We start from the raw sequence: 11,617 nt of genomic DNA on the forward strand, positions 1-11,617 counted from the left end.
ATGGCCCACAGGTTTTTTAAGGATGGGATCAATCTTGTAAACCGGATTATTGCTTTCTGGCTGTTTCTTTTGTTCCTGTCTATTGCCAGTCTCGTATTTCTGATTATTCTGGCCAATAAAATTGATGCTGAAAGACTTGCTCAAAAGGATAAGGCAGAGCTTATCCAGCTGGCAAGTGAGTTACGAAGGTATAGTAATTTTTTAACGGCTCAAACTCGATCGTTTGTAGTGACCTCCGACGTGGAGTATTTGCAAAATTACTGGGATGAAGTACTGATATATAAAAATCGGGAGAATATTTTAGCCAGGCTTAAAACCATTCCGGGCGTTACCGGGAAAGATCTTCATCTTTTAACCATTGCTAAAAAGCATTCGGACGATTTAATCCAGACGGAATTAAGGGCTATGAAACTGGTTTTGAGTGCCTATCAGGTACCACAAGAGTTGTATCTTCAATCCATAAAAAACTATCATCTGACGCCTACTGATATGGCCTTATCTCCTCCGGATAAACTTGCTCTGGCTCAGGAAATCATGTTTAACAAATCTTACTCTACAATGAAGGCTAAAATTATGGAGCCTATTGATCAGTTTATAAGGAATGTTCTTGCCATCAGCATTATGACGTCAAAGCACATTCAAAAAAACACTGATTTATTGTTCCTTATTTTCAGTTCTCTGATAATCAGCATCATCGCATCCATTATCGCAATTGTCTGGCTGAGGATATTGTTGATTTCAAAAGTGCCGGAGAAAGGGAAAAGCGGCAAAAAGCCGGACACAAAAAAATCTGCTAAAACTACTGGTTAAGGCTCTTTGCACAATTTTTTTGTAAAGTACCATAGCCTGTAAGGAGGCCGGGTTGCCAATGGCAGCCCGACAAAATACAACAGGAACTGAAAAGAATACTGACGCATTAATTGTCTTGTTTGGGTTCTTCAGCGCTCTTGTCGGAAGTATTTGCTTTACCGGTTTTTACTTCTTCTGTTTTTTCTTCACTGGCCGGCGTTTCTTTTTTGGGTGTGGCAGGTTGTGCGGCCGCTTTCGTTTCCTTTACAGCGGATTCCTTTTCTTCGGCTTGTGCCTGCGCTTCACGTTTTTGCTTATAGTCATCAATGATTTCGCCAACGCTGGTTTTAACATCTTTAAACAGTTTGGTAGCGATTGAAGAAATTTCCTTGAGATCAGGTAATTTTGATTTGAAATCGCTCATGTCATGCTCCAAATATTTTTTTGTTTATATTTATTAAGTATATACGTTCCGCAGTTTATCTGCACCTGGCTTTTACTGCATCATAAATTAAAACTATATATTAAGCCCAGGGGTGCAAGGCTTTTGTCAAAGGTTTTAAAATGCGGTCAGCCACGGAATGTTTGGCATGTACCGTAATCTGAAAAACATTAAAATCGGTTAATTTGTTCATCAGGAATTCATCGCTGGTTTTTAGGGAATCGACCAGTCTCAGATCAAAGGCGTCCTTACCCAGCCAATGTTCTCCGGTTGATACTTTATCGATATCCAGTTGCTGACGATTGGAGAGAACGTATTCCCGAAACGCCTTATGAATGAGTTCCAAATCTTCCTGAAATTTTTGTTTGCCTTTTTCGGTATTTTCCCCGAAAAGCGTGACTGTTCGTTTGAACTCACCGGCGGTAAACAATTCAAAATCAATATCGTGTTGCTTGAGCCAGCGATGGAAATTGGGGATCTGCGCGACGACACCGATAGAGCCAATAATGGCGAAAGGGGACGCTATAATGCGATTTGCGACACAAGCCATCAGATAACCGCCGCTGGCGGCCATTTTATCAATAGCTACGGTAAGATGAATTTTTTTATCGCGGATGCGTTGTAACTGGGAAGCGGCCAGCCCGTAACCATTAACGATGCCGCCAGGACTGTCCAGTCTCACCAAAACTTCGTCTTTGTCATCTGCAATCATTAAAATCGCGGTGATGGCTTCACGTAATTCTTCCGTCTGGGACGCTTTTATATCGCCATGAAAATCAATAACAAAAAGACTGGGTTTCATTTTCGCGATTTTTTTATCTTTTTTGCTGACTTTGGATTTTACTTTTTTATGGTCTTTGACTTCATGAAGCATACGATGCTGTAGTTCCGTATATTTTTTGTTTAATGACGTCACTTCAATTTTTGAACGCGGTTTGCGGCCTATGGCGATGATACCGGCGGCAAGAACCAGAATGGCAATGACCAGCGTCGCTATTTTGAGTAAAAACAAACCATATTGTGAAAGAAATTCCATCGTGAGTCCTATTTGTCCGGGATCAAAAACAAAATTATTACCGGGTATACCATTTGGTGCAAGGGGATATTGCGGATTGTGTTTTTTGCCACTTGCCAGCGTGAGGAATAACGGATAGTCTGCCACTTTCAAACGATATCCTGTTATTTATGCTTGAGGTGCGCGGCCTTACTTTTGATTATCATTATCAGCCATTGCTGGATGACGTGTGTTTTTCCTTGCAGGAAGGGGGATGGCTGCATTTGCGAGGAGCGAACGGCACCGGTAAAACAACCTTGCTGCGCTTGTTGGCGGGTCTTTTATTTCCTTTGGCCGGAGAGGTTCGCTTTCATGGCCGTTCCATACATGACAATCTGTCGGACTACCGGCAATCACTTTGCTACGTTGGCCATAAATCCGGGTTGAACCCTCTGCTTACCGTACGTGAGAATTGCCTCTTTGATTTATGCCTGAACGGGGGAGAGGGCGTTGTTGATGATTTACTGTCCCGTTTTGAATTACAGGCCGTTGCACAACGATTGTGCGGCCAGCTTTCAGCCGGACAAAAACGACGGGTTGCCTTGCTGCGCCTCGCGATGGGGAAAACCCGCCTCTGGTTGTTGGACGAACCCCTGGTGGCTCTGGACGCTGCGGCGCAATCGGCATTGATAGTCTTGATGACAAGGCATGTGGAAGCTGGGGGTATGATTGTGATGACGTCTCACCAGGCCTTACTGGAATCACCTGTCCCGGTTAAGGAGTATTGGTTGTGATCCCGGCCGGAAAATTGTTTGCAAAACAATGTCATCGCGAAATACTCCTGCATATCCGCCAGCCCAGAGGGCTACTGTACACTACTATTTTTTTTCTTATGATCACGGTGTTTTTTCCCCTGACCATGACTCCTGACAGCATGTTGATGCGCAGGATTGTACCCGGTCTGGTATGGACGGCCATGCTGCTGGCTTCACTCCTGGCGTCGGAACGACTTTTCCAGCAGGATTATGAAGAGGGCGTCATTGAGCAATGGCTGGTGTCAGGAGAATCGCTGAGTCTTATTGTCGGTGCCAAAATAAGTGTTCACTGGCTGTTGAATTTATTACCCATGCTACTACTTTGTCCGCTTGTTGCCGTGTTGTTTTCACTATCAGGGTATGAAACGGTGGTTTTGATAGCCAGTCTCGTGGCGGGAACCCCGGCTATTATTTTCTTATGCGCTCTGGCTGCGGCGTTTAATACGGGTATGCAGCAAAAAGGGGTTTTAATCGCCCTTATTTTGTTGCCGCTTGCCTTGCCGGTTATGATTTTTGGCAGCGGTACGCTAAACGCCGCCATGTATGGGGTCGAAGTCCGTGGCTTCCTCGCGATCCTGCTGGCGTTATCCATTCTGGCGGCGGCATTTTTGCCACTGGCGATAAGTGCTGTCATTCGGATTAGCCTTGCTGACTAGTACCTCATCCATTCTCCGGTTCAAAAAATGAATTGAGGACACGCCCTGATGCGTGGTAAAATCCCTCTTTTTTCTGGCTTATTTGTTCCCTATGTGGAAATTTTTATATCAGCTTGCTTCCCCCAGGATTTTTTATCGCAGGACTGCTTCCTGGCTGCCTGTTTTGGGCTATGGTGCGTTGTTTTTTCTGGTGACCGGATTGAGTTGGGGTTTATTTATCGCGCCACCGGATTATCAGCAGGGTGACGCCTTTCGGATTATCTATATCCATGTTCCATCCGCGTTCCTGTCCATGGCACTTTATGGATGGATGGCGTTTTTGTCAGTACTGTTGATCGTATGGCGTATTAAACTGGCCGGCCTGATGCTGACTGTCATCGCCCAGCTTGGAGCCGCCATGGCCTTTCTGGCACTGGTGACCGGAAGTATCTGGGGTAAGCCGATGTGGGGAGCCTGGTGGGTATGGGATGCCCGTCTAACATCCGAACTTATCCTGTTTCTTTTGTATGTGGCCATTCTGGCAACCCGTTCGGCATTCAGCGATTCGGATCAGGGTGATAAAGTCGTGGCGATATTAACGCTGGTTGGTGTGGTGGATCTGCCTATTATTCATTATTCCGTTTACTGGTGGAATACGCTTCATCAGGGCGCGACGTTATCCGCATTTGCCAAACCGAAGATTGCCGCCGCCATGTTGTATCCCTTATTGATGTCGTTACTGGGATTTGTCCTGTATTGTTCATGGGTTATCCTCCATAAGGCGCGCCAGGACTTATTATTGCGGGAACGAAGACAACAATGGGTCCGGGAACTGGTTGAAGGAGAAACGCGATGAGTACGTTGCTACACGCCCTGACCATGGGCGGGTATTTTATGTATGTCTGGCCTGCCTATGGCCTGGCGGCACTGGTTTTCGCCGTTCATTTTATCGGTATCCGATGGCAGCGCAAACAAACCCGCAAAAAATTACAACAATGGTTTAGGCAATCCTGGTTATGAACCCGGTCCGTCAACGAAAAATAATGGTTCTGATTTTTATGCTGTCGGCTCTGGCTGTGGTTACCGCATTGGTCATGTATGCGCTTCGTCAGAATATCAGTCTTTTTTATACACCGACACAACTGGCAGCTGGTGAGGCGGCTGGTCAGTCCCTGATCCGCGTCGGCGGCATGGTGGTTAATGGCAGTATTGTTCGAAACTCCAATGATTTGTCCGTACGATTTCAATTAACCGATTTTAATAAAACCATTGAGGTTAGTTACCGTGGTATATTGCCTGATCTGTTCCGTGAAGGGCAGGGGATAGTCGCTTTGGGAACCGTCACTGATAACCGGCATTTTACCGCCAGGGAAGTACTTGCCAAACATGACGCTGAGTATATGCCGCCGGAGGTCAAAGACGCCCTGGCGAAATCGGTTAAATCCGGTCAAAAAGGAGGTTGAATGCTCGCTGAGCTTGGTTTATTCGCATTGATACTTGCTTTGGTGTTTTCCTGTCTGTTAATTTTTATTCCAACGCTTGGTTTGTGGCGTGCTAACAGGGCGTGGATTGCGGCAGCCCCATCGCTGGCGTGGGGGCAGTTTCTTTTCGTGGCTGCCGCCTATCTTTGCCTGACGGCTTCCTTTTTGCAAAACGATTTTACCGTGGTTTACGTTTTGACCAATTCTAGCAGGTCCTTACCCTGGTTTTACAAACTGTGCGCGGTATGGGGCGGGCATGAAGGTTCCATGCTGCTCTGGGTGGCGATATTAAGTTTATGGATGGCGGCGGTAAGCCTGTGCAGCAAGAACCTGGAGGAGGATATACGTGTCCGGGTACTTGTGATTCTTGGTTTACTGAGTGTCGGGTTTATTCTGTTTCTGTTAACGACATCGAATCCTTTTGCCCGCCAGTTTCAGCTTCTGCACACGGAGGGACGTGATTTAAACCCGTTGCTGCAGGATCCGGGGTTTTTATTTCATCCTCCCATGCTTTACATGGGGTATGTTGGTTTTTCAGTCGCTTTTGCCTTTGCCATCGCGGCTCTCTGGTTGGGGCGGCTGGAATCGTCGTGGGCCAAATGGACCAGACCCTGGACGCTGGCAGCCTGGTGCTGTTTAACGGCGGGAATTACTTTAGGAAGCTGGTGGGCTTATCGGGAACTGGGTTGGGGCGGCTGGTGGTTTTGGGATCCGGTTGAAAACGCTTCGTTTATGCCCTGGTTAACGGGCACGGCACTTATCCATTCTCTGGCCGTCAGTGAAAAACGCCAGCAATTTATGGCCTGGACCCTGTTATTGGCAATAGCCGCTTTTTCCCTAAGCCTGATTGGAACGTTTCTGGTTCGCTCCGGTGTGTTGACTTCCGTTCATGCTTTTGCTGTCGATCCGCAACGCGGTCTTTATATCCTCGGCTTCCTTTTATTCGTCATTGGCGGGTCACTGACCCTGTTTGCTTGCCGTTGCCAGACCTTGCAACGGCGTGAAAACCCGGCACCGGTTTCAAGAGAGAGCGCGTTGCTTCTTAATAATGTGTTTCTTGCCGTGGCCATGCTTACGGTATTGATGGGAACTATTTATCCTTTGCTGATTGACGGTTTGGGATTGGGAAAACTGTCGGTTGGGGCGCCTTATTTTAATACGGTTTTTGTGCCGTTGATGATCCCATTGTTTTTGTTGATGGGCTTTGGAATTCATCTGAAATGGCAAAAAGATGATTTTGGAACCGTAATGAAGCGGTTATCTGCTGTGTTGGCTGTCAGTGTGTTGTTACCGATGCTTTTGTTGTTTTTACTGGTCGGTACGATTCATTTTAATGTTCTGACAGGACTTATCGTCGCGTTCTGGATTATGTTGAGTACCGGTAAGCTTGTTGTCTCACGGAGCAGGCAGCGTGGAGGACTTCTGGCCCTGGGGCAGTCGTTCTGGGGAATGGTTCTTGCGCATTGCGGTGTTGCTGCCACGGTAATTGGTATTGCCGTATCAACCGGGTATGGCATTCAGGATGACGTCAGACTGGCTCCGGGCGGGAAAGCGGAACTTGCCGGTTATACGATTCATTTTATCGGTGAAACCGCTCTGGCGGGACCGAATTATCATGGAACTCGCGCTCATTTTACAATTAATCGGGGTCAGCGTGTACGGGATATATATCCGGAGAAGCGAATCTACAACGTCGGTCAGATGGCCATGACCGAATCCGCCATTGACGTCAATCCTTTTCGCGATATTTATATTGCGCTTGGTGAGCCAATTGGTGATACAGCCTGGTCAGTCCGCCTCTATTTTAAACCTTTCGTACGCTGGATTTGGGGAGGCGGGTTTCTGATTCTTGCCGGCGGCCTGATGGCGTTGTCTGATCGTCGTTATTATGTGAAACAGCGATCAGTCAGAGAACACCGCGATGTGGAGGGCACTTGATGAAATTATTGCGCTGGCGATTTATTCCCTTGGTATTGTTTGTTTTGATGGCGTTGTTTTTCTGGCGAGGACTTTCCCTTGATCCGAAAAAACTGCCGTCCAGTCGTATCGGACAAGCCTTGCCGGCATTTCAGTTGCCTGTTCTCGGTGAGCCTGATTCTTCATTCACATCGGAAGAGATGAAAGGGCAGGTGGCGCTATTGAATGTCTGGGCCAGCTGGTGTGCGGCCTGTGTTGACGAACAGGTTTTTCTCTTGCGTCTTGCCAGAGAAGGTGTGCCGATTTATGGTTTGAATTACAAAGACGACAGTCAGAATGCTCAGCGCTGGTTGACGGAATGGGGCAATCCCTATCGCGCCATTGCCGAGGATAAATCAGGGCGTGTCGCCATTGATTTGGGCGTATATGGTGCTCCGGAGACTTTTCTTGTCGATAAAATGGGGATCATTCGATATCGGCATGCGGGTGTTCTGGATGAAACAACCTGGCAAAAGGATGTTTTGCCGCTGGTGAAACAATTAAAGGATGAATCATGAAGAAGGGATTTGCCTGTGCCGTCTTGCTCATAGTGTTATTATTCAGCCTCCCTTTGCAGGCCGACAGCCTGTATCCGTTTGACAATAAAAAACAGGAAGTTCAATTTAATCAGTTGTTAAAAGAGTTGCGCTGTCTGGTTTGTCAGAATCAGGATTTGGCTGATTCCAACGCTGATCTGGCCAGGGATTTGAAAGGACAGGTTTACACGCTGATTAAAGAAGGAAAAAGCGATAGCGAAATCAGTCATTATTTAACCGCTCGTTATGGTGATTTTATTTTGTTTAAACCGCCGGTAAAAACGATCACGATGCTGTTGTGGTTTGGTCCATTGCTTTTTCTGTTGTCAGGATTGATGATTTTCTGGCGCACCTGTTTAAGGCGAGTTTCCAATGAATGAAAAATGGTTCCTGTTTTGTTTCGCGGGCATGCTTGTTCTGGCATGGGTTGTTATCTACCTGGCACTAAGACGTTCCGGCAAACTACCGTTCGTTTTGATCCCGCTAATAAGTGCTCTGGCTGTTTTGGGATATCTGCAATGGGGAGCATGGTTTTCATGGCGTGAATTTACCCGTGCGGAAGCCCGGCAACAACAAGTCAAAGCGTTATTGAGCAGCATCAAAAGCCCGGATGAATTAATACAAAAATTACGCCGGCATCTCGATGACAATCCGGACAGCGCAAGGGGCTGGTATTTGTTGGGAAGGCTTTATGCCAGCCGGAATGAATGGCAGCAGGCGCATGATGCTTATAAAAAAGCGCTGCAATTAAAGCCGGATGATGAATTAACCACTATAAACTATGTCCAGACCCTGTGGCAAATGAATCATCGGCGACTTGATGAAGAGGGCAGAACACTGATTGAGAGGGTGTTGCGAAAAAATCCCGACCAACCTGACGCGTTGACTTTTCTGGCGATGAACGCCTATCTTGGAGGACATTTTCAGGAAGCTATCGATTACTGGCAAAAACTGTTGAGCATGGTACCTGAGCAATCCGAGGTTGCGTTGGGATTACGAAAGGCGATTGCCAAAGCGCAACAACAATTATAAAGTAGAAGGCCGTTTTTTATTATTTCAGGGAAAGAACATGACAAATCGAACCTATCAGGTTGTAGAGTTGGTTGGTACGTCCGAAGAAGGAATAGAGGAAGCCATCAATAACGCCATTGCCCAGGCGGCAAGAACGCACGGTAAACTGGACTGGTACGAAGTGGTGGGAACACGCGGGTTTATCGAAGGCAATAAAACCAAATATTATCAGGTACAGGTTAAAATCGGCTGTCACGCGCACTGATATTTTTTGATCATTGATAGTCATCTCCGCGCAGGCGGAGATCTATTTTAACGTGAATGGATTCCCGATTTCTCGGGAATGACAGAACTTACCACTGTAGTACTAATTAATTTGTTTATCTATCTGCCCACTTCCAGGATCGTTGGCTGGCCTCAATTGACATCTTGAATGAAGATGAAACAGTATGTGCTGAAATTGCCATGAATAAATTTGTGTTTTAAAAAAACTTGACTATAACGTTGCGTTATACCTTAGCTTTGAAAACGAGGAGGTAGAAACGATGAAACAATGGTATGCAAAAGAATTGGCAAAACTTGCTCAAGTGTCGGTGCGCACGCTGCATCATTATGACAAAATTGGCTTGCTCAAACCCGGTTTGCGCCAAAGTAACAATTATCGTTTGTACTCCGAGGCGGATTTATTAAAGCTGCAACAGATTATTGCGCTGAAATTTTTTGGTTTTGAGCTGTCTCAGATCAAACAATTGCTTGCCAGGGATGGTAATGTGCCTGGCAACTTTGCCATGCAGTCAAGGTTTTTGCGGGAAAAAGCAGAATCATTACTGGAAGCGAGCGCGATATTAGACCGTATATCTCATGATTGCAGCGATAATAAATCCATTTCCTGGAAAAAAATTATTGAATTAATTGAGGTATATAAAATGACGCAACAACTTGAAGACGTATGGGTTAAGGAAATATTCACTCCCGATGAGCTGAAAGAATATGCACAATTTGAAACAGAGATGAAATCAAATTCAACACCGGAACAACAGGAAATATTTGAAAAGAACTGGTTTCATCTTGTGGAAGAATTCAAAAATCACCTGCATGATGATCCAGATTCGGCAACGGGTATTTATTTAGGGAAAAAATTGATGGAGTGGGTCAACAACCTTTACGGCAAGAAATACGCTCATCTTCGAACTAAAAAATTCGAGAAAGGTTTTGGTGAAGGAAAAGGGCTTGAACAACATGGATTGACGCCGGACATTGTCGCCTGGATGGATAAGGCAATGGACGCTTATTTGAAACAGCGCACCTATGATATCCTGGCTAATATCGGAAAAATTTCTTCGGCAAGCCTAATGCAAAACTGGAGTGAATTCATGGATGAAGTATGTGGTGAGCAGGAAGATAAAAAAGCGGAGGTTGTAAAAATTGCCTTGCGGGATGAAAAAATCAGTCGAGAAGCTAAAGAGTGGTTAAAAACGGTATTTAAACTGTAAAGCATTTACCATGATTTTCTCTTTGGGCCGTGTTGTCACGGCCTAGGCTCTGTGAACCAATTTTTTCCGATCGAAAACAAAGCAACTATAGTTGCGCAACAAATAATAATGTCTTGTAGCCCGTCATGAAGGCTTCGCCGTAATGCGGGAAAACGTTCATAAGTGGCACATCAAATCCGCAATACGGCCGCAGGCCTCCTTACGGGCTACTGTTTTTTCGCAAAAAATGGTGCGAAGAAAATTTTTGTTCACAGAGCCTAGTACAGCGTTTCACTGATTCTGTCCTGTGATGCTTAGGACAGGGTACAAACGTTTTAATTTAATTCTGGCGTCCTCGGTTGTAAACTGCCAATCGATGGTCGCCTCCTCTGCATCCCTGTTCTTATTCCATTCAGCTACTTCGTGAATAAACGTCTCTTTATCTGCAATCCGCCTATTCAGACATTGTCTGCCCAGATGACTTAATTCAATTTCAGCCATATTCAACCAACTACCATGTTTTGGCGTGTAATGAATTTCCAATTTATCCAATATTCTCTTGGCTTCCGCTGGCTCGAATACCTCATATAATGAGGAACCTGTATGTGTATTTAAGTTATCCATGACCAATACAATCTTATCGACAGACGGATAATGGTTATCAACCAACTCTTTAATAAAAAGAGCCCAATCCGCCTTTTTTCGATGGTCAGTCACTTTTGTTGTACGTTTACCTATCAAAGGCTCACAACTTAAAAAAACATTACAAACACCATTTCTTTCATATTCAGCATCATAGCGCACACTTTCTCCAGGGCTTGCTGGAATAGGTGTCCTTGTTTCTTTGACCAACTGCTTATTCGTTTCATCCATACAAACAACTGGCCGTCTTGCATCATAAGGACGTTTGTAAATATCCAATACATCCTCCATTTTACAAACAAAATCAGCATTTGCTTCGGGTGGAATACACCATTCTCGTTTTTGCCATGGCTTTATTTCGTTTTTTTTAAAACCCTACTCACTGTTACAGGGGACACACTATCAACGATTTCCAGTTCTATCAGCTTGTTGGCTAACAGCTTTAATGTCCACCGATTCCTTCCTTCTGGAGGTGTTGAACAACATAGAGCAACTAGATGAGCTTCTCGTTCCCCATCAATTTTACGACCCTTGGGATTAGTATGTGCTCTACGTGATAATGCTGACTCCATTCCTTCCTCAACAAATCGTTGTCTTATTCGTGCCACCGTTTTAGTACATATATGCATTTCAGTGGCTATTTCTTCATCTGTTTTAGGCTTTACTTTTTTATCGTTTTCATCTGCTGATAATAAAACTCTCGCATGCATTAATTTATTTGCTGCTGTTTTTCCCACTCGAATCAACGTTAGTAATTCTGTGCGTTCTTCTAATGTGAGTTTTACTATATACTTGTCCATGTGTGCTTCTTCCCAATGCGCCTCAAGAACGCGGGAGGTTAGCA

At 45.3% G+C, this 11,617-nt stretch carries 15 protein-coding genes; 12 read left to right on the top strand and 3 right to left on the bottom strand.

The features are described 5' to 3' along the window. Positions 1 to 810 carry a hypothetical protein gene (locus CKW05_RS06520; protein ID WP_058482517.1) on the top strand — a complete coding sequence of 270 codons (810 nt, stop codon included), beginning with the start codon at positions 1 to 3 and terminating at the stop codon, positions 808 to 810. A 106-nt stretch (positions 811 to 916) separates the two neighbouring features. Here CKW05_RS06520 and CKW05_RS15305 read toward each other — a convergent pair whose 3' ends face one another. Next, positions 917 to 1,213 (bottom strand): hypothetical protein, encoded by a 297-nt coding sequence (locus CKW05_RS15305; protein ID WP_058482518.1) that lies wholly within the window; start codon positions 1,211 to 1,213, stop codon positions 917 to 919. A gap of 100 nt (positions 1,214 to 1,313) precedes the next feature. Beyond that, entirely contained in the window at positions 1,314 to 2,267 is a 954-nt protein-coding gene (sohB, locus tag CKW05_RS06530; protein WP_058482596.1) for a protease SohB, read from the bottom strand. 149 nt (positions 2,268 to 2,416) lie between these two features. Here sohB and ccmA point away from each other — a divergent pair, with 149 nt between their 5' ends. The 11 genes from ccmA to CKW05_RS06585 all read left to right on the top strand — a co-directional run bounded on the left by ccmA (position 2,417) and on the right by CKW05_RS06585 (position 10,152). Continuing rightward, entirely contained in the window at positions 2,417 to 3,019 is a 603-nt protein-coding gene (gene ccmA, locus CKW05_RS06535) for a heme ABC exporter ATP-binding protein CcmA (protein WP_058482519.1), read from the top strand. Beyond that, positions 3,016 to 3,696: a heme exporter protein CcmB gene (gene ccmB, locus CKW05_RS06540; protein WP_058482520.1), complete on the top strand. Its 681-nt coding sequence runs from the start codon at positions 3,016 to 3,018 to the stop codon at positions 3,694 to 3,696. The genes ccmA and ccmB overlap by 4 nt, the downstream gene beginning before the upstream one ends. Positions 3,697 to 3,787: 91 nt before the next feature. After that, positions 3,788 to 4,531 (top strand): heme ABC transporter permease CcmC, encoded by a 744-nt coding sequence (ccmC, locus tag CKW05_RS06545; protein WP_058482521.1) that lies wholly within the window; start codon positions 3,788 to 3,790, stop codon positions 4,529 to 4,531. Then, on the top strand, positions 4,528 to 4,695 hold the full coding sequence (gene ccmD / locus CKW05_RS06550; protein ID WP_058482522.1) for a heme exporter protein CcmD: 168 nt from the start codon (positions 4,528 to 4,530) through the stop codon (positions 4,693 to 4,695). The genes ccmC and ccmD overlap by 4 nt, the downstream gene beginning before the upstream one ends. Beyond that, positions 4,692 to 5,138, top strand: a complete 447-nt coding sequence (gene ccmE, locus CKW05_RS06555; RefSeq protein WP_058482523.1) for a cytochrome c maturation protein CcmE — start codon at positions 4,692 to 4,694, stop codon at positions 5,136 to 5,138. The genes ccmD and ccmE overlap by 4 nt, the downstream gene beginning before the upstream one ends. Beyond that, positions 5,139 to 7,094 (top strand): heme lyase CcmF/NrfE family subunit, encoded by a 1,956-nt coding sequence (locus CKW05_RS06560; protein WP_058482524.1) that lies wholly within the window; start codon positions 5,139 to 5,141, stop codon positions 7,092 to 7,094. Continuing rightward, a complete protein-coding gene (locus CKW05_RS06565; RefSeq protein ID WP_058482525.1) occupies positions 7,094 to 7,630 on the top strand; it encodes a DsbE family thiol:disulfide interchange protein in 537 nt (178 codons plus the stop codon). Before CKW05_RS06560 ends, CKW05_RS06565 begins: the two co-directional genes overlap by 1 nt. Continuing rightward, a complete protein-coding gene (locus tag CKW05_RS06570; protein ID WP_058482526.1) occupies positions 7,627 to 8,028 on the top strand; it encodes a cytochrome c-type biogenesis protein in 402 nt (133 codons plus the stop codon). The genes CKW05_RS06565 and CKW05_RS06570 overlap by 4 nt, the downstream gene beginning before the upstream one ends. Continuing rightward, positions 8,021 to 8,680 carry a tetratricopeptide repeat protein gene (locus tag CKW05_RS06575; RefSeq protein WP_058482527.1) on the top strand — a complete coding sequence of 220 codons (660 nt, stop codon included), beginning with the start codon at positions 8,021 to 8,023 and terminating at the stop codon, positions 8,678 to 8,680. Before CKW05_RS06570 ends, CKW05_RS06575 begins: the two co-directional genes overlap by 8 nt. Before the next feature lie 37 nt (positions 8,681 to 8,717). Next, positions 8,718 to 8,924, top strand: coding sequence for a dodecin (locus CKW05_RS06580; protein WP_058482528.1), 207 nt, complete (start codon positions 8,718 to 8,720; stop codon positions 8,922 to 8,924). A gap of 280 nt (positions 8,925 to 9,204) precedes the next feature. Then, a complete protein-coding gene (locus CKW05_RS06585) occupies positions 9,205 to 10,152 on the top strand; it encodes a MerR family transcriptional regulator (RefSeq protein ID WP_058482529.1) in 948 nt (315 codons plus the stop codon). Positions 10,153 to 10,422: 270 nt separating this feature from the next. Here the strand turns inward: CKW05_RS06585 and CKW05_RS06590 are convergent. Next, positions 10,423 to 11,573, bottom strand: a protein-coding gene (locus tag CKW05_RS06590; RefSeq protein WP_095140548.1) for an IS630 family transposase whose coding sequence is annotated in 2 segments (ribosomal slippage) — positions 10,423 to 11,147 and positions 11,147 to 11,573 — 1,152 coding nt in all. Because the reading frame shifts where the segments join, the coding sequence is not laid out codon by codon here. Positions 11,574 to 11,617 lie beyond the last annotated feature (44 nt).

It is taken from the genome of Legionella spiritensis (genome assembly GCF_900186965.1).
In the GTDB taxonomy this organism is placed as follows: Bacteria; Pseudomonadota; Gammaproteobacteria; order Legionellales; family Legionellaceae; genus Legionella_C; species Legionella_C spiritensis.